The sequence below is a fragment of the Pseudomonas sp. UBT genome, assembly GCF_050915955.1.
GTDB lineage: Bacteria > Pseudomonadota > Gammaproteobacteria > Pseudomonadales > Pseudomonadaceae > Aquipseudomonas > Aquipseudomonas antarctica_A.
Map to the genome: position 1 here is coordinate 1,838,971 of NZ_CP168079.1, position 22,398 is coordinate 1,861,368.

General features: G+C 61.3%; 24 protein-coding genes. 10 read left to right on the forward strand and 14 right to left on the reverse strand.

All coding sequences use genetic code 11. The features are described 5' to 3' along the window. Positions 1–201: 201 nt before the first annotated feature. A complete protein-coding gene (locus tag ACDZ94_RS08355) occupies positions 202–1,203 on the forward strand; it encodes an LLM class flavin-dependent oxidoreductase (protein ID WP_064450018.1) in 1,002 nt (333 codons plus the stop codon). A gap of 59 nt (positions 1,204–1,262) precedes the next feature. Here the strand turns inward: ACDZ94_RS08355 and ACDZ94_RS08360 are convergent, their stop codons facing one another. Further along, positions 1,263–1,487 carry a DUF1161 domain-containing protein gene (locus tag ACDZ94_RS08360; RefSeq protein ID WP_064450017.1) on the reverse strand — a complete coding sequence of 75 codons (225 nt, stop codon included), beginning with the start codon at positions 1,485–1,487 and terminating at the stop codon, positions 1,263–1,265. Positions 1,488–1,600: 113 nt separating this feature from the next. Continuing rightward, positions 1,601–1,816, reverse strand: coding sequence for a dodecin (locus tag ACDZ94_RS08365; RefSeq protein WP_016969657.1), 216 nt, complete (start codon positions 1,814–1,816; stop codon positions 1,601–1,603). A gap of 155 nt (positions 1,817–1,971) precedes the next feature. On the opposite strand from ACDZ94_RS08365, the gene ACDZ94_RS08370 reads away from it, so the two are divergent. Then, on the forward strand, positions 1,972–2,298 hold the full coding sequence (locus ACDZ94_RS08370; protein ID WP_003170746.1) for a DUF883 family protein: 327 nt from the start codon (positions 1,972–1,974) through the stop codon (positions 2,296–2,298). Between the two features lie 8 nt (positions 2,299–2,306). On the opposite strand, the gene ACDZ94_RS08375 is transcribed toward ACDZ94_RS08370, so the two are convergent. Then, the gene (locus ACDZ94_RS08375) at positions 2,307–3,203 is read right to left on the reverse strand and encodes a LysR family transcriptional regulator (RefSeq protein WP_064450016.1); all 897 of its coding nucleotides are present in this window, start codon (positions 3,201–3,203) and stop codon (positions 2,307–2,309) included. Between the two features lie 110 nt (positions 3,204–3,313). On the opposite strand from ACDZ94_RS08375, the gene trpB reads away from it, so the two are divergent. The 3 genes from trpB to ACDZ94_RS08390 all read left to right on the forward strand — a co-directional run bounded on the left by trpB (position 3,314) and on the right by ACDZ94_RS08390 (position 5,941). Beyond that, positions 3,314–4,540 (forward strand): tryptophan synthase subunit beta, encoded by a 1,227-nt coding sequence (gene trpB / locus ACDZ94_RS08380; protein WP_432751325.1) that lies wholly within the window; start codon positions 3,314–3,316, stop codon positions 4,538–4,540. Further along, on the forward strand, positions 4,541–5,350 hold the full coding sequence (gene trpA, locus ACDZ94_RS08385; RefSeq protein ID WP_407017440.1) for a tryptophan synthase subunit alpha: 810 nt from the start codon (positions 4,541–4,543) through the stop codon (positions 5,348–5,350). It abuts the gene before it with no gap. 138 nt (positions 5,351–5,488) lie between these two features. After that, positions 5,489–5,941, forward strand: a complete 453-nt coding sequence (locus tag ACDZ94_RS08390) for an anti-virulence regulator CigR family protein (RefSeq protein WP_064450013.1) — start codon at positions 5,489–5,491, stop codon at positions 5,939–5,941. Between the two features lie 80 nt (positions 5,942–6,021). On the opposite strand, the gene ACDZ94_RS08395 is transcribed toward ACDZ94_RS08390, so the two are convergent. From ACDZ94_RS08395 to ACDZ94_RS08420, 6 genes are all read right to left on the reverse strand, one after another. Continuing rightward, the gene (locus ACDZ94_RS08395; protein WP_432751326.1) at positions 6,022–7,326 is read right to left on the reverse strand and encodes an MFS transporter; all 1,305 of its coding nucleotides are present in this window, start codon (positions 7,324–7,326) and stop codon (positions 6,022–6,024) included. Between the two features lie 172 nt (positions 7,327–7,498). Continuing rightward, the gene (gene dgoD / locus ACDZ94_RS08400; protein WP_017137927.1) at positions 7,499–8,647 is read right to left on the reverse strand and encodes a galactonate dehydratase; all 1,149 of its coding nucleotides are present in this window, start codon (positions 8,645–8,647) and stop codon (positions 7,499–7,501) included. A gap of 61 nt (positions 8,648–8,708) precedes the next feature. After that, the gene (locus ACDZ94_RS08405; protein WP_064450011.1) at positions 8,709–9,329 is read right to left on the reverse strand and encodes a 2-dehydro-3-deoxy-6-phosphogalactonate aldolase; all 621 of its coding nucleotides are present in this window, start codon (positions 9,327–9,329) and stop codon (positions 8,709–8,711) included. Position 9,330: 1 nt separating this feature from the next. Then, the gene (locus tag ACDZ94_RS08410; protein ID WP_221295982.1) at positions 9,331–10,290 is read right to left on the reverse strand and encodes a 2-dehydro-3-deoxygalactonokinase; all 960 of its coding nucleotides are present in this window, start codon (positions 10,288–10,290) and stop codon (positions 9,331–9,333) included. A gap of 162 nt (positions 10,291–10,452) precedes the next feature. Next, entirely contained in the window at positions 10,453–10,779 is a 327-nt protein-coding gene (locus tag ACDZ94_RS08415; protein WP_432751327.1) for a DOPA 4,5-dioxygenase family protein, read from the reverse strand. Between the two features lie 30 nt (positions 10,780–10,809). Then, a complete protein-coding gene (locus ACDZ94_RS08420) occupies positions 10,810–11,760 on the reverse strand; it encodes a choline sulfate utilization transcriptional regulator (RefSeq protein ID WP_064450008.1) in 951 nt (316 codons plus the stop codon). A 103-nt stretch (positions 11,761–11,863) separates the two neighbouring features. Between ACDZ94_RS08420 and betC the strand changes: the two genes are divergently transcribed. From betC to ACDZ94_RS08435, 3 genes are all read left to right on the forward strand, one after another. Further along, the gene (betC, locus tag ACDZ94_RS08425) at positions 11,864–13,378 is read left to right on the forward strand and encodes a choline-sulfatase (protein WP_262666637.1); all 1,515 of its coding nucleotides are present in this window, start codon (positions 11,864–11,866) and stop codon (positions 13,376–13,378) included. Between the two features lie 16 nt (positions 13,379–13,394). Next, complete coding sequence (gene choX, locus ACDZ94_RS08430) at positions 13,395–14,315, forward strand: choline ABC transporter substrate-binding protein (RefSeq protein WP_432751328.1); 921 nt, start codon at positions 13,395–13,397, stop codon at positions 14,313–14,315. 155 nt (positions 14,316–14,470) lie between these two features. After that, entirely contained in the window at positions 14,471–16,039 is a 1,569-nt protein-coding gene (locus ACDZ94_RS08435) for a SulP family inorganic anion transporter (RefSeq protein WP_262666635.1), read from the forward strand. A 124-nt stretch (positions 16,040–16,163) separates the two neighbouring features. Here the strand turns inward: ACDZ94_RS08435 and aroE are convergent, their stop codons facing one another. Together aroE and hemF are read right to left on the reverse strand one after the other, a co-directional pair. Beyond that, positions 16,164–16,988 carry a shikimate dehydrogenase gene (aroE, locus tag ACDZ94_RS08440; protein WP_432751329.1) on the reverse strand — a complete coding sequence of 275 codons (825 nt, stop codon included), beginning with the start codon at positions 16,986–16,988 and terminating at the stop codon, positions 16,164–16,166. Continuing rightward, positions 16,988–17,920 (reverse strand): oxygen-dependent coproporphyrinogen oxidase, encoded by a 933-nt coding sequence (hemF, locus tag ACDZ94_RS08445; protein WP_221295978.1) that lies wholly within the window; start codon positions 17,918–17,920, stop codon positions 16,988–16,990. Before hemF ends, aroE begins: the two co-directional genes overlap by 1 nt. A gap of 159 nt (positions 17,921–18,079) precedes the next feature. Here hemF and ACDZ94_RS08450 point away from each other — a divergent pair, with 159 nt between their 5' ends. Continuing rightward, positions 18,080–19,057 (forward strand): NADPH:quinone reductase, encoded by a 978-nt coding sequence (locus ACDZ94_RS08450; protein WP_053253622.1) that lies wholly within the window; start codon positions 18,080–18,082, stop codon positions 19,055–19,057. Positions 19,058–19,189: 132 nt separating this feature from the next. On the opposite strand, the gene ACDZ94_RS08455 is transcribed toward ACDZ94_RS08450, so the two are convergent. From ACDZ94_RS08455 to ACDZ94_RS08465, 3 genes are all read right to left on the reverse strand, one after another. Next, on the reverse strand, positions 19,190–19,747 hold the full coding sequence (locus ACDZ94_RS08455) for an L-threonylcarbamoyladenylate synthase (RefSeq protein ID WP_053253621.1): 558 nt from the start codon (positions 19,745–19,747) through the stop codon (positions 19,190–19,192). 54 nt (positions 19,748–19,801) lie between these two features. Beyond that, positions 19,802–20,896, reverse strand: a complete 1,095-nt coding sequence (gene dprA / locus ACDZ94_RS08460; RefSeq protein WP_432751330.1) for a DNA-processing protein DprA — start codon at positions 20,894–20,896, stop codon at positions 19,802–19,804. Between the two features lie 63 nt (positions 20,897–20,959). Next, positions 20,960–21,739, reverse strand: coding sequence for a peptidoglycan-binding protein (locus ACDZ94_RS08465; protein WP_432751331.1), 780 nt, complete (start codon positions 21,737–21,739; stop codon positions 20,960–20,962). A gap of 135 nt (positions 21,740–21,874) precedes the next feature. On the opposite strand from ACDZ94_RS08465, the gene def reads away from it, so the two are divergent. Continuing rightward, complete coding sequence (gene def / locus ACDZ94_RS08470) at positions 21,875–22,381, forward strand: peptide deformylase (protein ID WP_064449999.1); 507 nt, start codon at positions 21,875–21,877, stop codon at positions 22,379–22,381. Positions 22,382–22,398 lie beyond the last annotated feature (17 nt).

Sequence of the window (22,398 nt, forward strand, 5' to 3'; positions counted from 1 at the left end):
CGGTGGTTTTGCTTCAGTAAGGGTTCTGAGGATAGATGCGCTGGCAAAGTTCATCTTGTCGGAGAAACCTAGCTTTTTAGTAGGAAATTTCGCAATCTCTATTGAATCTCGGGTATATGCCCTCATTGCATAGAGCATGCACATGAAGCGGCAGGTTTTGGTTGGTCTATAAGCCTGCGCACCTAATGGAGAAGCAGGCTTATGAAATCGCTGTCCGACGTGAAGTTCTCGACCCTCGACCTCGTGCCCGTGCGCGCCAACGGGAGCATCGCGCAATCGTTGCACAACTCTCTGGACCTGGCCCGGCACGTGGAAAAGTTCGGCTACAACCGTTTTTGGGTGGCCGAACACCACAACATGGACGGCATCGCCAGCTCGGCCACCTCGGTTTTGCTGGGTTATTTGGCCGGTGGCACCTCGACCATTCGCGTCGGCTCCGGCGGCGTCATGCTGCCCAACCATGCGCCCTTGGTAATCGCCGAGCAGTTCGGCACGCTGGAAAGCCTGTACCCCGGCCGTATCGACCTGGGCCTGGGCCGCGCGCCCGGTTCCGACCAGATGACCGCCCGCGCCCTGCGCCGTGAACGCTCGGGCAGCGCCGACGATTTCCCCGAAGACGTGGCCGAACTGATGGCCTACCTCGGCCCGCGCACGCCAGACCAACGGGTGATCGCCGTGCCCGGCACCGGCACCAACGTACCGGTCTGGCTGCTGGGTTCCAGCCTGTTCAGCGCGCAGCTTGCGGGAGAGAGGGGTTTGCCCTACGCCTTCGCCTCGCATTTCGCACCGCGTTTGATGCACGAGGCGATTCGCGTGTATCGCAATCACTTCAAGCCTTCAGCCGTGCTGGACAAGCCCTACGTGATGCTCGGCATTCCGCTGGTGGCGGCCGATACCGACGAGCAGGCCGATTACCTCGCCACGTCCGTGTACCAGCGCATTCTGGCGCTGATGCGCGGGCAAAGCCTGGTGCAGCGCCCACCGGTGAAAACCATGGATGGCCTGTGGCTGCCCCATGAAAAAGACGCCGTCGGCAGCTTCCTCGGCTTGGCCATGGTCGGCAGCCCGGCCAAGATCCGCGCCAAACTGGAAGTGCTGATCGAACAAACCGGTGCCGATGAGCTGATCTTCACCAGTGACCTGTACGAGCACGCTGACCGGATTCATTCCTACGAGTTGCTGGCACAACTGATGAAGGGATAACCCTCAGGCGAAAAAAAACCGACGCACTCGCGTCGGTTTTTTATGTCTGGAACACGGGATTAACCGCGTTTGTAGACGATTTCCTTGGTGCCGCCTTCGCAGGAGCCAATCACCTTTCCACCGGCTGCAGCGCCTTTATCGACAACATCCAGGGAATAATGCTGAACGCCTTTCGCATCAAGCTTCGTTGCGAGTTCACTTTTCAGCTCTTCACAAGGCTTGCCCGCCGCCAGGGCTGTACCCGCAATGCTCAACAAACCTACCGCTAACAGGAACTTCTTCATCCGATACTTTCCTTGCGCTGATCAAAAAGAGCGTGCCGACGCATTGCATCGGCACCCCAAGGTTGTAGCGCAGGTTATGGCAATCGGCCAGTCAGCAAGTTCAACCAACGTGATCAACTACTGGCAATTCGGAATCCCACCTTCAGCGTGACCTGGAAATGCGCGGCCTTGCCGTCCTTGATGTGACCACGGGTTTCGGTCACTTCAAACCACTCCAAGTGCTTGATGCTCTTATGCGCTTCGGCAATGGCGTTGTTGATGGCGTCTTCGATGCTGGTCGTCGACGAGCCCACCAGTTCGACTTTCTTGTAGGTGTGATGATCTGACATAGCGTTTCTCCTGAGGTCTCTACTGAAGCGTAGCAGTCAATGTTCGTACTGCTTCTGGCGGCCATTCCTACGTGAAAGTTCAGATTTACTGCACTTTCTGAAAACGCCGTAGTCGGTATCTACACATGCCACTCAATCACTTCAGGAGAGCCCACATGGCCAACACTTCTTTACGCAAAGCGTCGCTGGAAAGCATGGAAGCCGAGATTTCGAGCCTGCTCAAGTCCCTTGAGAGCCTCAAGGATGATGCGTCCGATGAGTCGCGCAAAACGCTGAAGGCCCTGAAAAGTAATGCCGAGAATGCCCTCAAGCACTCCCGCCACCTGATCAGCGATGCTTACGAAGAAAGCAAAGTCAAAATCCGCGAAACCGGCGTCGCAACCCGGGACTACGCACAAGAGCACCCGTGGACTACCGCCGGCGTCGCCGTTGGCGCACTGGGCCTGCTGGCTGCTTACCTGCTGTGCAAACGCGGTGACTGATTGACCGGCTACAGCGGCTGGCGCAGCAGCTCTGCCTTGAGCCACTGCGCCAGTTGACCGGCGCGCCCGTCTGCGGCGCGCTTGGGTAGCCACAACGCCAGGTGCGCCGGGGTTTCACTGAAACCCCACGGCGCCACCAGGCGACCCGCTCGCAGGTCCTCTGCCACCAGCGGTTCAGGCGCAATCGCCACCCCCAGACCCGCAACCGCCGCCTCCAACAAATAATACAAATGCTCAAAACCCTGGCCGAGTTTCAGCGCGCCGGGATCGATACCGTGTTGCTGTGCCCAACTGGGCCAGGCCTGCGGGCGTGAGGTGGTGTGCAGCAACGCTTCGCCACACAACGCCGAGGCCGGCGCATGACGCAGGTGTTCATAACCGGCGAAGCGCGGGCTCATCACAGGGCCGATTCGCTCGCTGGCCAGTTCATACACCTGCATATCCGCCGGCCACGGCGGTTCGGCGAAGACCAGCAGGGCGTCAAGACCGGGGCGCCGAGGATCGAGGTCGCCGTCACCGGCGGACAGGTGCAGGCGCAAGTCCGGCAAGTCTGCGTTCAAGCGGCCCAGGCGCGGGATCAACCAGCGGGCCAACAAACTGCCCGAGCAGCCCAGCACGAAGGGGGCATCGGCGCTGGCTTGGGTGAGTTCTGCGCACACACCCCTCAAGCGCTCGAAGGCTTCGGCACTCGCGTCTCGCAGGCGGATACCGGCATCTGTGAGTTTAAGGCCGCGCCCATCCTTGACGAACAGGCTAACGCCCAAGTGCTCTTCCAGCACCTTCAACTGGCGACTGACGGCCCCGTGGGTTACATGCAGTTGCTCAGCAGCCTGGCTCACGCTGTTGAGCCGGGCAGTGGCTTCGAACGCGCGCAGGGCATTGAGGGGCGGAAGGTCTCGGCTCATCTGTGAGTTTTCCTGACAGGTTACGGCGATCTTATCGGTTTTCAGCGCCGGATGTGAGGGGTAGAGTGACCGTCATTGCCTCTCACACGAATTATTTCCTGGAGCGCCCCATGACTCAGTCCCAGACCGATCTGCGCAACGGCCCTGACGCCAACGGCCTCTTTGGCGCGTTTGGCGGCCGTTACGTCGCTGAAACCCTGATGCCGTTGATCCTCGAACTGGCCCGCGAATACGAAGCGGCCAAGATCGATCCGGCTTTCAACGAAGAATTGGCCTACTTCCAGCGCGACTACGTCGGACGCCCAAGCCCGCTGTATTTCGCTGAGCGCCTGACTGAGTTCTGCGGCGGCGCCAAGATCTACCTCAAGCGCGAAGAGCTGAACCACACCGGCGCGCACAAGATCAACAACTGCATCGGCCAGATCCTGCTGGCACGGCGCATGGGCAAAAAACGCATCATCGCCGAGACCGGCGCCGGCATGCACGGCGTGGCAACCGCCACCGTGGCCGCACGCTTTGGCCTCGACTGCGTGATCTACATGGGCACCACCGACATCGAGCGTCAACAGGCCAACGTATTTCGCATGAAGCTGCTGGGCGCCGAAGTGATCCCGGTGGTCGCCGGCACCGGCACGCTCAAAGACGCGATGAACGAAGCCCTGCGTGACTGGGTGACCAACGTCGACGACACCTTCTACCTGATCGGCACCGTGGCCGGCCCGCACCCCTACCCGGCGATGGTGCGCGACTTCCAGGCCGTGATCGGCAAGGAAACCCGCACCCAGATGCAAGCCCAGGAAGGCCGCTTGCCGGACAGCCTGGTGGCCTGCATCGGCGGTGGCTCCAACGCCATGGGCCTGTTCCACCCGTTCCTGGATGACGCCAGCGTCGAGATTATCGGCGTTGAAGCGGCCGGCTACGGCATCGAAACCGGCAAGCATGCCGCCAGCCTCAACGGCGGCGTACCGGGCGTGCTGCACGGCAACCGCACCTTCCTGCTGCAGGACGACGACGGCCAGATCATCGACGCCCACTCGATTTCCGCCGGCCTCGATTACCCCGGCATCGGCCCTGAACACGCCTGGTTGCATGATATCGGCCGCGCCCAATACACCTCGATGACTGACGACGAGGCCCTGATCGCATTCCACAAATGCTGCCGCCTGGAAGGGATTATTCCGGCACTGGAAACCGCTCACGCCTTGGCCGAAGTGTTCAAACGCGCACCGAATCTGCCGAAGGATCACCTGATGGTGGTCAACCTCTCCGGCCGTGGCGACAAAGACATGCAGACCGTGATGCATCACATGGAACAGTCTCAGCAGGAGAAACACTAAATGAGCCGCCTGCAAACCCGCTTTGCGCAGCTGAAAGAACAAAACCGCGCGGCCCTGGTGACCTTCGTTACCGCCGGCGACCCGGGCTATGACACCTCGCTGGCGATCCTCAAGGGTTTGCCGGCAGCCGGCGCCGACGTGATCGAGCTGGGCATGCCCTTCACCGACCCGATGGCCGACGGCCCGGCGATTCAACTGGCCAACATCCGCGCGCTGGAAGCCAAGCAGAACCTGGCGAAAACCCTGCAGATGGTTCGCGAGTTCCGCCAGGACAACAACGACACGCCGTTGGTGTTGATGGGTTACTTCAACCCGATCCACAAATACGGTGTGCCACAGTTCATCACCGACGCCAAAGAAGCCGGCGTTGACGGTCTGATCGTGGTCGACATGCCGCCTGAGCATAACGGCGAGCTGTGCGACCCGGCCCAGGCTGCGGGCCTCGACTTTATCCGCCTGACCACGCCAACCACCGATGACGTGCGCCTGCCGACTGTGCTCAACGGCAGCTCGGGCTTTGTGTATTACGTGTCAGTGGCCGGTGTGACCGGCGCCGGCGCGGCCACCCTGGAACACGTTGAAGAAGCGGTGACCCGTCTGCGCCGCCACACCGACCTGCCGATCAGCATCGGTTTTGGTATCCGCACCCCGGAACAAGCTGCGGCCATCGCACGCTTGGCTGACGGCGTGGTGGTGGGTTCGGCACTGATCGACCACATTGCCAATGCCAAAAATGATCAGCAAGCGATTGATGGCGTGTTGAGCTTGTGCGCGGCATTGTCGGATGGTGTCCGTAACGCCCGTAAGTAAACGCCGTGTAGCGGTAGGTAAAGTTCCTGATACAGAGGAATCATACTGTCGAATCAGTACCTAAACTGACAAGACCAAGGGATTTCGAACCCGGTTCGAAATCCCTTTTTTGTTCGTGCAGTACTGAGGAAACACCCCATGAAAATGCCTAAACGCTTGATCGCTGGTCTCGGCGTGCTGATGCTCGGCGCGAGTGCCCTGGTGCAGGCCGCACCGCCTGACCAACGGGGCGATGGCGACGGCCCAGGCCGTGGCGGCCCGCAAGGCCAGCACGAACAACGTGGCGATGACCATCGCGGCCCGCAGGACAACCGTCGCGGCGGCCCGCCTCAGGACTTCGGCCCGGTGCGGCAGATCATCCACGACAACCACGGCCAATTCTCGCGCGGTGCACCACCGCCGCCAAATGTACGCCTGGTCCGCGGCCAGCCGCTGCCACGCGGCTATTACGGTGAACGCCTCGACAATCGCGCCCTGTCACGCCTGCCTGTTTACCAAGGGTATGAATGGCGTCGTTCCGGGCCGGACGTGGTGTTGATCGCAGTGGGCACGGGTATCGTCTACGAAATCCTGAACGGCGTGCTCAACTGACACCAATGCTTTTGTGGCAAGTCGGCTTGTCGTCGCGAGCGGGCTTGCCACAGGGGTCAGTCGCCCCCCTGATAATGGGTTCACAGTTCGATGCGTTCGACTTTGCCCACCAGCAACACGTAGGAAAGCGCCCCAAGCAATGCCAGCACCGCGATATAGGTAATCGCTGGCGCAAATGAATCCCCACTGGCCAAAAAGCCGATCACTATCGGCGTGGTAATCGCCGACAAGTTACCGATAAAGTTGAACACGCCCCCCGTCAGCCCCAGCAACCGCGCGGGTGCCAACGTCGATACCAGTGACCAGGTAATCGACGCCAAGCCATTGCCGAAAAACGCTACCGCCAGAAACGCAATCACCCACGCCGTCGAGTCCACATAATTGGCGCCAATGATCGCCGTGGAAATCAGCAGCCCGCCAATGATCGGCAGCTTGCGCGCGAAACCTACCGACGCGCCCCGGCGAATCAGCCAGTCAGAAAAAATCCCCGAACACAGCACGCCGACAAACGCAGCCAGAAACGGTAACGACGCCAACAGCCCGGACTTGATGAAGTCCATGCCACGGTATTTCACCAGGTAGGTCGGGAACCACGTCAGGAAGAACCACAGCGTGGAGTTCAGGCAGAACTGCCCCAGGTAGATGCCCCACAACTTGCGCTGGCTCAGCACGACCCGCAGGTCGACCCAACTGAACGGCGCCTTGGCGGTTTGCGCCTGGATATCCACCAGCCCGCCGCCGTCGCGGATCAGTTCGATTTCAGCCGCGTTGGCGCCTTTGAAATCCTTCGGCTCGCGGTACACCGCGTACCAGATCAGCGCCCATAGAATGCCCACACCACCGGTGGCGACGAACACCATGTGCCAGCCAAACGCATGCTGCAGCCAGGCCAGCACCGGCGTGAGAAAGGCGAGCCCGACAAATTGCCCCGAGGTGTAAACACCAATCGCCGTGGCGCGCTCGCGCTCGGGAAACCACGTGGTGACCACGCGGCTGTTGATCGGGTAGGCCGGCGCTTCCAGGGCACCGACGGCCATGCGCAGTACGAACAGCGCGATAAAGCTGGCGGCGAACCCAAGCATCACGGTGGCAATCGACCACAGCAGCAGGGCGACGGTGTAGAGAATGCGGGGCGGCACTCGGTCCACCAGCCAGCCGCCGGGGATCTGCATGGCGGCGTAGGTCCAGCCGAAAGCAGAGAAGATCAGCCCGACGTGCACCGGGTCGATGCCTAGCTCGCTGGTCAACGCCGGGGCGGCAATCGACAGGTTGCTGCGGTCGAGGTAGTTGATCACCACGGTGATAAACAGCAACACCATGATGAAGAAGCGCTTTCTGCTGGGCGTGACTAAAGACGCCTGCCCGGTGAAGGATTCAGGGTGCATGGGGGGTGCCTCTTCTTATGGTTATTGAGGACAAATCTGGCTGAACGAGCGCGGTCAGTGTGGGAGCTGGCTTGCCTGCGATGGCGGTATACCTGCGCCAGAGATGCAAGCTGGCCCACCGATATCGCCGGCAAGCCAGCTCCCACATTGACTGTGTTTCCTCAGGAGGGGCTTACCACTCGGCGAAGCTGCCGTCGGCATGGCGCCAGATCGGGTTGCGCCAGCGGTGGCCGATGGCCGCGCGTTCGATCACGTATTCCTCGTTGATCTCGATGCCCAGGCCCGGCCCATTGGGGATCTTCACAAAGCCTTTGTCGTAGTCGAACACGCCCGGATCGCGCACGTAGTCGAGCAAGTCATTGCTCTCGTTGTAGTGAATGCCCAGGCTTTGCTCCTGGATAAACGCGTTGTAGCAAACCGCGTCCAATTGCAGGCAGGCCGCCAGGGCAATCGGGCCCAGCGGGCAGTGCAGGGCCAGGGCCACGTCGTAGGCTTCGGCCATGTTGGCGATCTTGCGGGTTTCGGTGATGCCGCCGGCGTGGGACGCGTCCGGCTGGATGATGTCGACGTAACCTTCGCTGAGCACGCGCTTGAAGTCCCAACGCGAGAACAGGCGCTCGCCCAGGGCAATCGGTGTGCTGGTCAGCGGCGCCAGTTCTTTCAGCGCTTCATAGTTTTCGCTGAGCACCGGCTCTTCGATAAACATCAGTTTGTACGGGTCCAACTCTTTCATCAGCACCTTGGCCATCGGCTTGTGCACGCGGCCATGGAAGTCGACGCCAATGCCAACGTTAGGGCCGACGGCGTCGCGCACCGCGGCCACGTTGGCCAGGGCCAGGTCGACTTTTTCAAAGCTGTCGACGAACTGCAGCTCTTCGGTGCCGTTCATCTTCACCGCGGTAAAACCACGGGCCACCGCCTCTTTGGCGGCGCGGGCGGTGTCGGCCGGGCGGTCGCCGCCGATCCATGAATACACGCGGATTTTGTCGCGCACCTGGCCGCCCAGCAGGTCGCTGACCGACACGCCAAGGGCCTTGCCCTTGATGTCCCACAGCGCCTGGTCGATACCGGCGAGGGCGCTCATGTGCACGGCGCCGCCACGGTAGAAACCGCCACGGTAGAGCACGGTCCAGATGTCTTCGATATTGCGTGGGTCTTTGCCGATCAGGTAGTCGGAGAGTTCCTCGACGGCAGCGGCCACCGTGTGGGCGCGGCCTTCGACCACGGGTTCGCCCCAACCGGTCACGCCCTGGTCGGTTTCAACCTTGAGGAAGCACCAGCGCGGCGGGACGATGAAGGTAGTCAGTTTGGTGATTTTCATCTCTTATCTCTCTTGTCGATGCAGCGCCCAGGGCGCAATGCTTGCACTCAGTTCAGGGGCATCAGTTAAGCGCGTTCCAGGCCGCGACATAGGCCTGGGCACTGCTCGCCACTTGCGCCACCGACATACCCGGTTTGAACAACCCGGAACCCAGGCCGAAGCCCTTCGCGCCAGCGTCGAAATACACCTGCATGTTGTCCGGGGTCACACCGCCGACCGGCAGCAGCAACGTGCCCGTCGGCAATACCGCCAGCCACGCCTTGATCACCGCCGGGCCCATTTGCTCGGCAGGGAACAGTTTCAATACGTCGGCGCCCTCGGCCAGCGCGGCGAAGGCTTCGGTCGGCGTGGCCACACCCGGCGACAGGTACAGGCCCGCCGCTTTCGCAGCACGTAGCACCTTGGCGTCGCTGTGGGGCATGACGATCACTTGGCCGCCGGCCGCTTTCACGTGTTCCACTTGCTCCGCAGTCAACACCGTACCCGCGCCGATCAGGCAATCGGCGGGCAGGCTGTCGCGCAGCATGCGGATGCTGGTGTAAGGGTCGGGGGAGTTCAGCGGCACTTCAATCACGCGAAAGCCAGCCTCGTAGAGCACCTGGCCAACTGCCTCAGCTTCGTCCGGTCGTATACCGCGCAGGATTGCGATCAAACCGTTGTGTGCGAGTGCTTGCTTGAGCATGTCAGGTCTCCGATACACGTTGAGTGAGCCCGGCCGCGACTGCCAGTTGCCACAAGCCGCGCTCGGTGGCTTCCTGCGCCAGGCTGACATGGGCGAAACCGCACAGGGCGAGGGCGCGTTGGTAGCGGGCGCAGAGCGGTGCGGCGCCGACTAGAACGATGGGCTTGTGTTTCGCCTGGTCCGGCAAACCGGCGAGTTCATGGCCGATGAGCAGGCCGGACAGATAATCCGGTTGCTGCTCGGGTGCCAGTTCGGCGGTCAATCCCAGGGTGCGCGCGCTGAACAGTGTCGATAGCACGCCACGTTGGCCATCTGCTGATAACGCCACGTTCACGCCTCGATCAAACGCCTCGGCCTGGAAGTGTTCGGATGTTCTTTGCGTACGCCCGAGGATGCTGTGCTTGCTCAGCACCGCGAACAGCTCGCCGGTCATGAAGGTGTCGAAATGAGTGATGCAGCCGCCCATCACCTCGACCCATTTGGAATGGCTGCCGGGCAGGCCGATCAGGACCTCGGCCTCAAGGCCTTGCAGCACGCCCAGCACCTGGGTTTCTTCGCCACGCATCACATTGGGCAAGCCGACCTGTTCGATAACGCCGGGCACGATATGCACATCCACACCGCGCAGGCTGCGCACTGTGTGGAGCGCCTGGCCCAGGCTGGCAACATCGACTGGGGTATTGCGATAGGCCGCCTCGCTCCAACCCTGGGCGCTGCCCACCATGCCGCAGGCGATTACCGGCAAGTTGGGCTCGGCGTCGAGCCAATCGCCGCAGGCGGCATCGAACGCCAACTCGAAGCCATCGCTGCAGCGAACGCCGGCAATCTCCCGCGGTTCGCTGGGCAGGTGCATGATGCCGAACGCCAGCGAGCGCTGTTCCAACACCTCGGCAGCCGAGCCGAGTTTATAAGCACGAAGGGAGCTGGTCCCCCAGTCGAGCGCGATCAATTGCGCCTGCATCGCTTCACCTGAAATGAGTGGGTGCTGAAAAAAGCAGATGGGCGAATATAAACCTATGACTGGCGATATCTCAATATATAAATAACAGTCCCATATATTGGGTAAACACGTAAAAAATCCCGTCGCCTTTGCACAAGGGAACGGGATTCGTCTGGATAGTGGTTAAAAAATAGACAGGTCCAGTTCGCGCATTGCGCCCATCCAGATCGCGTAATCGGTGTGATCCTTCAAGTCATCGCCGGTTTCAGGGTGCAGAAACACCACCGGCCCTTCGCGATGCAACGCCAGCCACGGCAGCACCACGCCGATGTATTCCGGCTCGAATGCCAGTTGGCAGCTCCAGTCAGGGTGCGGGCCCACTGGCCGTTCGTGCACACGGCCCATGCGCAGCGGGAACAGGCGTGCCGCGTCTTCGCACAGGCTGCGCGCCTGGGCGATAGTGCTGGCGTCGAAGTAGATATGGGCGTGATAGCCCTTGATACGTTGCATGGCGAAATCCGGATCCAATATGCCCCGATCCTAGACCGCAATCGACGGCAGGGCCAGCCCGGTCAACGACTGCGCGCTGCTGGCTTGTTCGGCTACCAGCCAGTCGACAAAGCGCTCGACCAACTGCCCGCGGCGTTTGCGCTGGGGCTGCACCACGTAATAGCCGAAGCGCGAGATCACCGTGTCGGTGATCGGTCGGCACAGCCAGTTCTGTTCGAGCAGGTTATCCACCAAATGGCGCCAGCCGATGGCCACGCCCTGACCCGCAATCGCAGCCTGGATCAGCAATGTGTAGTTGTCGAAACGCAGTTGGCCGGGCGTCGGCGCAGTGGTAATGCCCAGCTCGCGAAACACACCGCTCCAGTCGAACCATTGGCTGTTGTTTTCCTGGCGCAGGTGCAGCAGCGGATACTCCGGCAAGGTCTGCACGGTCAGCGCCGTGGCCTGCTCCTTGAGCCATTGCGGGCTGCACACCGGGAACACTTCCTCATTGAACAGCCACAGGCTGTCACCCTGCTTGAAACGACCGTCGCCGAACAACACCGCCACGTCGATATCGCTGCGCAAGGTGGCGTGGTTGCGCTCGCTGGTGACCAGGCTCACATCAACTTGCGGGTTGGCCTGGTGGAAGCGATGCAGGCGCGGCATCAGCCAATAGGCGGCGAAGGCGAAGTCGGTGGCCACTTGCAGCACTTCATGCTGGCCCTGTTGGCTGATCGCGCTCAGGCCCTGATTGATGGTCTGCAAACCGCCTTGGACGTGCTCGAACAGCAGAGCCCCGGCGTCGGTCAGTTCGATGCCGCGGTAGATGCGATCAAACAGGCGGATCGCCAGCTGTTCTTCGAGGCGCTTGATTTGCTGGCTGATGGCCGGCTGAGTGGTGCCCAACTCCATCGCGGCGGCGGTGAAGCTGCGATGGCGCGCCGCCGCTTCGAAGGCTCGCAGCAGGTCGAGCGACACATCACCGAGGGCTTCATACATAAGCTGTGCTTATCCTAGACATTGCATTTCATGGGCTTTACCCCATTTTCCATGGGCTGCATGCTCATTCGCATAAACACCGCCTATGGAATGCCGAAGACTCATGAAGCGCAAGAACATTCTTTTCATCATGGCCGATCAAATGGCCGCGCCGATGCTTCCGTTCTACGGACCTTCCCCGATCAAGTTGCCTAACCTGAGCCGCCTCGCTGCACAGGGCGTGGTATTCGACGCCGCTTATTGCAACAGCCCCCTGTGCGCGCCGTCACGTTTCACCCTGGTCAGTGGCCAGTTGCCGAGCAAGATCGGCGCCTACGACAACGCGGCGGATTTCCCCGCCGATGTGCCGACTTACGCCCATTACTTGCGTCGCCTGGGCTACCGCACCGCACTGTCCGGCAAGATGCACTTCTGCGGGCCAGACCAACTGCACGGTTACGAAGAACGCCTGACCAGCGACATCTACCCCGCCGACTATGGCTGGGCGGTGAATTGGGATGAACCGGACGTGCGCCCCACCTGGTATCACAACATGTCCTCGGTGCTGCAAGCCGGGCCGTGCGTGCGCACCAACCAGCTGGATTTCGACGAAGAGGTGGTGTTCAAGGCCCAACAGTATTTGTTCGACCATATCCGTGAAGACGGCGACCAGCCGTTCTGCCTGACCGTGTCGATGACTCACCCACACGACCCGTACACCATTCCCAAACCGTTCTGGGACCTGTACGACGACAGCGACATCCCATTGCCTACGACGCCAGCCCAGGTCGACCTCGACCCGCACTCCCAGCGCCTGCTCAAGGTGTATGACCTGTGGGACAAGCCGCTGCCGCTGGACAAGATCCGCGATGCCCGCCGCGCCTACTTCGGCGCGTGCAGCTACATCGACAGCAACGTCGGCAAACTCCTGCAGACGCTGGAAGACACCGGCCTTGCCGATGACACCATCATCATCTTCTCCGGCGACCACGGCGACATGCTCGGCGAGCGCGGCCTCTGGTACAAAATGCACTGGTTTGAAATGGCCGCCCGCGTTCCGCTGCTGGTCAGTGCGCCGGGCCAGTTCACCGCTGGCCGCGTGTCCCGGGCCGTCTCGACGGCCGACCTGTTGCCGACACTGGTGGAACTGGCCGGCGGCGAGCTGGACCCGCGTTTGCCGCTGGACGGCCGCTCACTGGTCCCGCACTTGCAGGGGCTGGGCGGGCACGACGAAGTGTTCGGTGAATACATGGCCGAAGGCACCATCAGCCCGCTGATGATGATTCGCCGTGGCGCTTACAAGTTCATCTACAGCGAAGACGACCCTTGTCTACTGTTCGATGTGCACAACGACCCGCACGAGCGGGAGAACCTCAGCCAGTCACCGGAACACCGGCCACTGTTCGAGGCGTTTTTGCGTGAGGCGCGGGCCAAATGGGACATCCCGGCGATCCACCAACAGGTGCTCGCCAGCCAACGCCGTCGTCGCCTGGTGTTTGAGGCGCTGACCCAGGGCAAGCTGAAGAGCTGGGACCACCAACCACTGGTAGACGCCAGTCAGCAATACATGCGCAACCATATCGACCTCGACGATCTGGAGCGCAAGGCACGTTATCCACAACCCTGCCAAAACCAATAAAACTGAGGGGAAGGCCATGCAAAAGTTATCCACCGTGTTGAGCGTTGCACTGCTGGCGTTGAGCAGCGCCGGCGCCTATGCGGACTCAAGCTGCGATACCGTGAAGATGGCCGATCCGGGCTGGAGTGATATCGCCGCCACCAATGCCATCACCGGTTTTCTGTTAAACGGCATGGGCTACAAGGCCAAAGTCGACACCCTGGCGGTGCCGATTACGTTTGGCGGGCTCAAGGACGGCCAGGTGGATGTGTTCCTGGGTAACTGGATGCCGGCGCAGCAGGGCTTCTATGACAAGTTCGTGGCCAACGGCGATGTGGTGCAACTGGCGAAAAACCTCGACGGCACCGAGTTCACCCTCGCCGTCCCGGACTACGTGTGGGACGCCGGGGTGCATGACTTTGCCGACTTGAACACGTTTGCGGACAAGTTCGACAAAAAGATCTACGGCATCGGCTCCGGCGCGCCGGCGAATATCTCGCTGCAGGAAATCATCAAAAAGAACGACTTCGACCTGGGCCAGTGGAAGCTGATCGAGTCGAGTGAGCAGGCGATGCTGGCTGAGGTATCACGCGCGGTGAAGAAACAGCGTTTCGTCACCTTCCTCGGCTGGACGCCGCACCCGATGAACGTGCAGTTGAAAATGCATTACCTCAAGGGTGGCGAGAAGTACTTCGGTGACAAAGGCAGCGTGTTTACCCTGACCCGCAAGGGTTATGCACAGGCCTGCCCGAATGTCGGGAAGCTGCTGACCAACCTGAGTTTTACCCAGGACATGGAAAACAGCATCATGGCTGAAGTGGTGAATAAAAAAGTCAGCAATGCTGATGCCGCCAAGGCATGGATCAAGGCGAACCCGGCGGTGTTGGATAAGTGGCTCGATGGCGTAAAAACCGTGGATGGCCAGGATGCGTTAGCGGCGGTAAAAGCCAAACTCTAATTCCAAACGCTAATCCCTGTGGGAGCTGGCTTGCCTGCGATAGCATCACCGCGGTGTATCGGTATTACCGAGGTGCCTGGATCGCGGGCAAGCCAGCTCCCACAGGAGTCGGTGTGGACTGATACTCTGAGCTAACCCTTTCTACCGAGTTTGCGATGCCCCGGCTCAACCGCCATACACTCTTCCCCTTCCTCGCCTGGCTCCCGCGCCAAACCCGCGCCAGTGTCGGCCGGGACGCGATGGTCGGCCTCAGCGGCGCGGTACTCGCCTTGCCGCAGTCGATTGCCTACGCGCTGATCGCCGGCCTGCCACCCGAATACGGCTTGTACGCCGCGATTATTCCGGTGCTGATCGCCTGCCTCTGGGGTTCCTCCTGGCACCTGATCTGCGGCCCTACAGCGGCAATTTCCATCGTGCTCTACGCCAGTATCAGTCCCTTGGCCGTGCCGGGGTCGCAGGACTACATCACCTTGATCCTGCTGCTGACCTTCCTCGCCGGCGTTTTCCAGTGGTTGCTGGGCATGCTGCGCTTCGGTGCGCTGGTGAATTTCGTCTCCCATTCCGTGGTGCTGGGTTTCACCCTGGGTGCTGCCGTGGTGATTGCATTGGGGCAGTTACCCAACCTGCTGGGGCTGGATTTGCCAAGCGAGGCCACGGCGATCAATAGCCTGTTGGCGCTGATCAACCATGCCGGCGAGTGGGACCATGCCTCACTCGCCCTCGGCTTGGGCACCTTGCTGGTGGGTGCTTTGCTCAAGTACCTGGTGCCACGCTGGCCCACGCTATTGATCGCTCTGGCTCTGGGCAGCCTGGCCGCGTGGCTGTGGCCGACGATGTTCGGGCAGGTGGCGCGGGTCAGTTCATTCGTGGGCAAACTGCCGCCGTTCAGCCCATTGCCGATGGACCTGGATATGCTCCTGCGCCTGCTGCCCAGCGCCGTGGCGGTGGGCATGCTGGGGCTGGTGACGAGCCTGTCGATTGCCCGCTCGCTGTCGGCGCGCTCGCAGCAGTTACTCGACGCCAATCAGGAAGTCCGGGCGCAGGGTTTATCCAATATCGTGGGCGGATTTTTCTCTGGCTACTTGTCAGCCGGTTCCTTTACGCGGTCCGGCCTCAGCTATGAAGCGGGTGCGTGTTCGCCCTTGGCGGGTGTGTTTTCCGCAGCGTGGGTGGCGCTGTTTGCGCTGTTCGGCGCGGCGTTGATCGCGCACATTCCGATTCCCAGCATGGCCGCGAGCATCCTTTTGATTTGCTGGGGCCTGGTGGACCATCGCGGCATTCGCGCATTGTTTCGCGTGAGCCGTGCCGAGTTTGTGGTGATGAGCCTGACCTGCGTCGCCACCTTGTTGCTGGAGCTGCAGACGGCGATTTACGCGGGGGTGCTGGCGTCGCTGTTTTTCTACCTCAAACGCACGTCGCAACCACGGGTTCAGCAATGGCGTGACGGTGACGAGGATGTATTGCGGGTCGGCGGCTCGATCTTTTTTGGCGCCAGCCATTACCTGCAAGTGCGCCTGCAAAGCCTGCAGGGCGAGCGGGTGGTGATCGAGGCGCAGCAGATCAACTTTATCGACTATTCCGGGGTGGAAATGTTGCACCAGGAGGCGCGGCGCTTGCGGGGGTTAGGGCGTAGTTTGACGCTGCGCCGGGCCCGGCCGCCGGTGGTGGAGGAGTTAAAGAAATTGGAAGGGGCCGACAAGTGCCCCATCCATTTTGAAGACTGAACGCGATTAAAACCGTGGGAGCTGGCTTGCCTGCGATGGCGGTGTGTCTGTACCAGATGAGTGAGCTGATGCACCGCTACCGCAGGCAAGCCAGCTCCCACATTAGATCGTCACAAGGTGGGAATCAGTTGGCCGCCAACTGTGTGCGCAACTCGGCCAATACAGGCGCCGAATCCGGGCGCACACCGCGCCACAGGAAGAAGGCTTCCGCTGCTTGCTCCACCAGCATGCCCAGGCCATCCATCGACACCGCTGCGCCGTGCTCAGAGGCCCAGCGGCAGAACGCGGTCGGTTCCTTGGCGTACATCATGTCGTAGCAGAAGGTCTTACCCGGCTCGATCAGGCTGCCGGCAATCGGCGGTACGTCGCCTGACAGGCTGGCGGACGTGGCATTGATGATCACGTCCACCGGCTCACGCAGCCAGTCGAAACCGCTGGCAGACACCGGGCCCAGGTCGTCGAACAGCTCGGCAAGCAACTCGGCTTTTTCCACCGTCCGATTGGCGATGATCAGCGAAGCCGGTTGCTCAGCCAGCAATGGCTCCAGCGCCCCGCGTACGGCGCCACCGGCGCCCAGCAGCAGGATGCGTTTACCTTTCAGGCTCAACCCGGCGTTCACCGTCAGGTCCCGCACAAGGCCCGCGCCGTCAGTGTTATCGCCGAGCAGGCTGCCATCGGCCAATTTGCTCAAGGTGTTCACCGCCCCGGCGCGCTGAGCGCGTTCGGTCAGGCGAGTGGCCAGGCGATACGCTTCTTCCTTGAACGGCACAGTGACGTTGGCGCCACGGCCTTGCTGAAAAAACTCACGGGCACAGCCAGTGAAATCCTCCAGCGGCGCGAGCAGGGTGCTGTAGTCCAATTGCTCACCGGTTTGCTCGGCGAACATACGGTGAATCAGCGGCGACTTGCTGTGGCCGATGGGGTTGCCGAAGACGACATAACGGTCCATCAGACAGCCGCCTTGGGCGCAGCGATGCCAAGCCAGTCGCGATCTTGCAGGAAGTAATCGGTGAGGCGCGCTTCTTCGCTGCCAGCCTCGGCCTTCCAGTCGTAGCTCCAGCGCACCTGCGGCGGCAGCGACATCAGGATCGACTCGGTACGGCCGCCCGATTGCAGGCCAAACAGCGTGCCACGGTCGTAGACGAGGTTGAACTCGACATAGCGCCCACGGCGGAACTCCTGGAAGTGACGCTGCTGCTCGGTGTAGGCGGCGGCCTTGCGTCGCTGCACGATCGGCAGGTAGGCGTCGATGTAGGCGTCGCCGATGGCGCGGATGAAGGCGAAGCAGGTGTCGAAGTCCCACTCATTCAAATCATCGAAGAACAGGCCGCCAATACCGCGTGGCTCATTGCGATGTTTGATGTGGAAGTAGGTGTCGCACCAGGCCTTGTAGCGCGAGTACACATCCGCACCGAACGGCGCACAGGCCTGCTCGGCCACGCGGTGCCAATGGATACAGTCTTCTTCATTGCCGTAGTACGGCGTGAGGTCGAAGCCACCACCGAACCACCACACCGGCTCTTCGCCTTCTTTTTCGGCGATGAAAAAGCGCACGTTGGCGTGGGACGTCGGCACATGGGGGTTGTGCGGATGGATCACCAGCGACACGCCGAGGGCTTCAAACCCACGGCCGGCCAGCTCAGGACGATGCGCGCTGGCGGACGGTGGGAGGCCGCTGCCAAACACGTGGGAAAAGTTAACGCCGCCTTTTTCGATCACCGAACCGTTTTCGATCACACGGGTGCGACCGCCGCCGCCCGCAGGCCGGGTCCAGGCGTCTTCGATAAAGCGAGTGTCCGTCTCAAAGGTTTCCAGGGCGCTGCAAATGCGGTCTTGCAGGTCGAGCAGGTAGGCTTTAACAGCCTCGGTGCGAGTAGTCATGGCATCACCTTGAATCGGGCAAAGCTACGCGAGGCCATTGGGCGTCGGCGGCAAATGGGCGCACAGGATACCACCGCACTCCAGTAAGCCGCAGTTGACGAAGATCAAGCTTAGGAGTCCGATAGAGGGCTACGCGAATCGACCTCAGGAGAAGTGCAGATGGCCAAACGTATCCAGTTCCGTGCCCATGGCGGCCCCGAAGTGCTTGAGTATGTGGACTACACCCCGGCAGAACCGGGCCCTCAGCAGGTTCGCGTGCGCAACGAGGCCATCGGCCTGAACTTCATCGACACCTACTTCCGCAGCGGTCTCTATGCGCCGCCAGCCCTGCCATCGGGCCTGGGCGCAGAAGGTGCCGGTGTGGTGGATGCGGTGGGCAGCGAGGTCACCCAGTTCAAGGTCGGTGACCGCGTGGCCTACGGCAGTGGCCCACTTGGCGCCTACAGCGAGCTGCATGTATTGCCCGCCGCCAACCTGGTGCACCTGCCGGATGACATCAGCTTCGAACAAGCCGCCGGCGCCATGCTCAAAGGCCTGACCGTGCAGTACCTGCTGCGCCAGACCTACGAGTTGAAGGGTGGCGAAACCATTCTGTTCCACGCCGCTGCCGGTGGCGTGGGCTCCCTGGCCTGCCAATGGGCCAAGGCTTTGGGCGTTAAGTTGATCGGTACCGTGAGCTCCCCGGAAAAAGCCGCCCTGGCCAAATCCCTCGGTGCCTGGGAAACCATCGACTACAGCAAGGAAAACGTCGCACAACGTGTACTGGAATTGACCGACGGCAAAAAAGTGCCTGTGGTGTACGACGGCGTCGGCAAGGACACGTGGCTGACCTCGCTGGACAGCGTGGCGCCGCGTGGGCTGGTGGTGAGTTTTGGCAATGCGTCAGGCGCTGTGGACGGGGTGAACCTGGGCATTCTGGCCGCGAAGGGCTCGCTGTATGTCACCCGGCCGACCTTGGCGACCTATGCCAGCAATCCAAAAGACTTGCAGACCATGGCCGATGACCTGTTCTCGATGATCAAGAGCGGCAAGGTGCGCATTGATATCAACCAGCGGTTTTCGCTGGCTGAGGCGGCGAAGGCGCAGACGGAATTGTCGGGCCGGCGGACGACGGGGTCGACCATTCTGTTGCCGTAAGGCGACTGATCTACCGGGGCTGTGAGGGCCTCATCGCGGGCAAGCCCGGCTCCCACATTTTGAGCGGATTCCAACTGAAGGAACGCGGTCGAATGTGGGAGCGGGCTTGCCCGCGATGGCCACACCTCGGTATCAGGAGGGCCGCACAACCTCGCCTGTCGCCAAATCGCGAATCAGGCTTGGGTTCTTGCGCCCACCCAGGGCGCCGCCCAATACCCGATCAACCTGGCCACGGAAGTACTGCTCCACACGAAGCCGCGTGCGTGCTGCCGGGCGGCCCTGCGGGTTGGCCGACGTGGAAATCAGCGGCCCGACCAATGAGCATAAATCCCGCACCAGCGGATGATCGCTGACCCGCAAGGCGACTGTGTCGTGCACACCTGTCACCCATTCAGGCAGCAAGTCCTGATGGGGAACCAACCAGGTATTCGGCCCAGGCCAAGTGCTGGCCATGCGCTCGATCCAGGTGTCCGGGAAATCTTCAAAAAGAAAATCGAACTGGCGAATATTGTCCGCCACCAGGATCAGCCCCTTGTCCACCGACCGATTCTTGATCGCCAGCAATCGGTCCACCGCCTCTTCATTCCACGGGTCGCAGCCAAGGCCCCAGACCGCTTCGGTCGGGTAGGCGATCACCGCGCCTGCGCGAATTTCTCGTGCGGTTTCCAGCACACGCCACCTGTTGACCATTGCTCACTCTCCGAACTAAAGCTCTGCGCAGTTTACCGATGTTCTTTACAAAACCTAGCAGCGCGCAAGCCACCGCCCGCTTTCACAGATCACCTGGCCTTCGAGCTCAAGCTCGGTAAGGGCCGCCAGCACGTGGGACAAGGGTCGCCCGCTGGCAATCGCCAGGGCCTCGCTGGTATGAGGCGCGGCATGCAGCAGCGCCACCAGCGGGTGATTCACCGGCATCGGTGCCGGGCGAGACAAGGCCTGCCAGCCGCGCAACCCTTCAAGAATATGCTCGATGGACTCGACCAACGTCGCACCATCGCGAATCAACTGATGACAGCCCTTGGCGCCCGGATGATGGATGGAGCCGGGGATCGCATACACCTCACGCCCCTGCTCGGCGGCGAGCTTTGCAGTGATCAGCGAGCCGCTGGCCATGCTGGCTTCCACCACCAGCACCCCCAGCGACAGGCCACTGATGATCCGGTTGCGCCGTGGAAAGTTAGCGGCCTGGGGCGCGGCGTCCAGCGGAAACTCGGAAACCACCGCGCTACCTTCGGCAATCATCGCGGCTGCGAGCTGCCGGTGTCGCTGTGGATAAAAATTCTCCAGGCCGGTGCCAAGCACGCCGATTGTCTGCCCGCCGACGTCCAATGCCGCTTGATGCGCAGCGCCGTCAATGCCCAAGGCCAACCCGCTGGTGATGACAAAACCGGCGCTCGCCAGGCTGCGGGAAAAGGCGGCGGCCGTGTCCAGCCCGGGTCTGGAAGCGCGCCGACTGCCGACCATGGCCAACTGCGGTTTTTCCAGGATTTTGGGGTCGCCGGCGACGAACAATAACGGTGGGGCGTCGTCAATCTGCGCAAGCAAGGCAGGGTACTCAGGTTGGTCCCACATCAGTAAATGCTGGGCGGGATGCTCCAACCACGCGAGCGCGTCACTGGCGCTGTCACGGATTTGTGGGCTGCGTCGGGCATCCGCACTGCCAGGCGGTAACCCGAGGGAGCGCCAGGCACTGGCAGGCGCACTGATAGCCTTTGAGGCAGAACCGAATGCTTCGATCAACACACGAAAACGCTTGGGGCCCAGTTCTGGCAGCCTGTGCAAGCGTAGTCGGGCTTCCAGTTCTGACGGGGAAATTTCATGGCTGTTTGTCGGATACATTTGATCATCCTTGATCGGAACAAGCTGTGGATAACTCTGTTGGTAACTTATTTAGCAGGCTATTTATTGTGTTTGTTGGGCAGTCTCAAAACGGTCCATCACCGCCAGCGACCTTGAAGCGCTGAGAACCAGGCCATAACTGAGCTTTTCATAGGTGCGGAACACCTGCAGGGTGCCGGCGCGCTCATCAGGAAGTTTCGTCAAAGCGCCGCTGAGGACATCCCTTACGGTGGCGCCCTGCTTGATCACCGTGAGCACTTGGCCTTCGACCAGGCCGTCGCGGCGGCCCTTGCTCAAGGTGACGGCGTCCAACACGCCGATCTGGGTCACGCCTTTGGGAACGTCGATGATGTGCCCTTTGATAAGGGCCGCGGGGTGCGGCGGCGTTTGCAGCCTGGACAACTCGACGCCAGGTTCGGCGCGCAGCAATCGGTCGCCTGGGCGGACTTCCTGGGTCACTCGCTGCACTGCAAGGGTGGTGAGGTCGCCGGCCATCAAAAACCGCGCGGTGCCGATGTCGTCGGCGTTGACCCCCAGCAGTTCCTGGGTGTCCGGGTCGGTGTAAACCTTGCCTCGGCGAAAGATTCCATAGCTTGGCTGGACCGGGTCCAGGTTGCCCCTGGCGTGCACACGTTCGCCATTGGCGCCCAGCACTCGACCCGCCTCGGCCGCAACAATATAAGGCGCGTTATCCAGATCCTGAGGCGTATCGAGGATGCGGTTATGCAGCAAAAAGCGCTGTATGGCCTGTTGCGCCGCTTGATTCAGCCGCTGTTCGGGCAGTTTCAGCAGCGCCATGGTGAGCGGCGCCCACAGCAGCAAGACGAGTAGCGATTTCCTCATGGGGTGAATCTCCTTTATTATGTACGTTCGCGTGAAATGCCATAGCCTTCGCGGCTTTCGAACCTTTCACACCGGCTGTCTGGGTCCATCCCGCCGCCGATTTGCCTCTACCTCACATGTGCAGCAATTACGCTTATGGCTATTTTGAACATCCTCGAATTCCCCGACTCGCGCCTGCGCACGATCGCCAAACCGGTGGCCGTAGTGGACGACAAGGTTCGTCAGTTGGTCGATGACATGTTTGAAACAATGTATGAAGCCCCGGGCATCGGCCTCGCCGCGACCCAGGTCAACGTGCATCAGCGCGTCGTGGTCATGGACCTGTCGGAAGATCGCAGCGAGCCTCGGGTGTTTATCAACCCCGAGTTCGAACCGCTGACCGAGGAGATGGGCGAATACCAGGAGGGCTGCCTCTCGGTGCCGGAGTTCTACGAGAACGTCGAACGCCCGGTGCGCGTGAAGATCAAAGCCCTGGACCGTGACGGCAAGCCCTACGAGCTGATCGCAGAGGGCCTGCTGGCGGTGTGCATTCAGCACGAATGCGACCACCTCAACGGCAAACTGTTTGTCGATTACCTGTCCACGCTTAAACGCGACCGGATCAAGAAGAAGCTGGAAAAAAAGCATCGCCAGCAAGCTTGATGCCCTTCTTCCAAAGG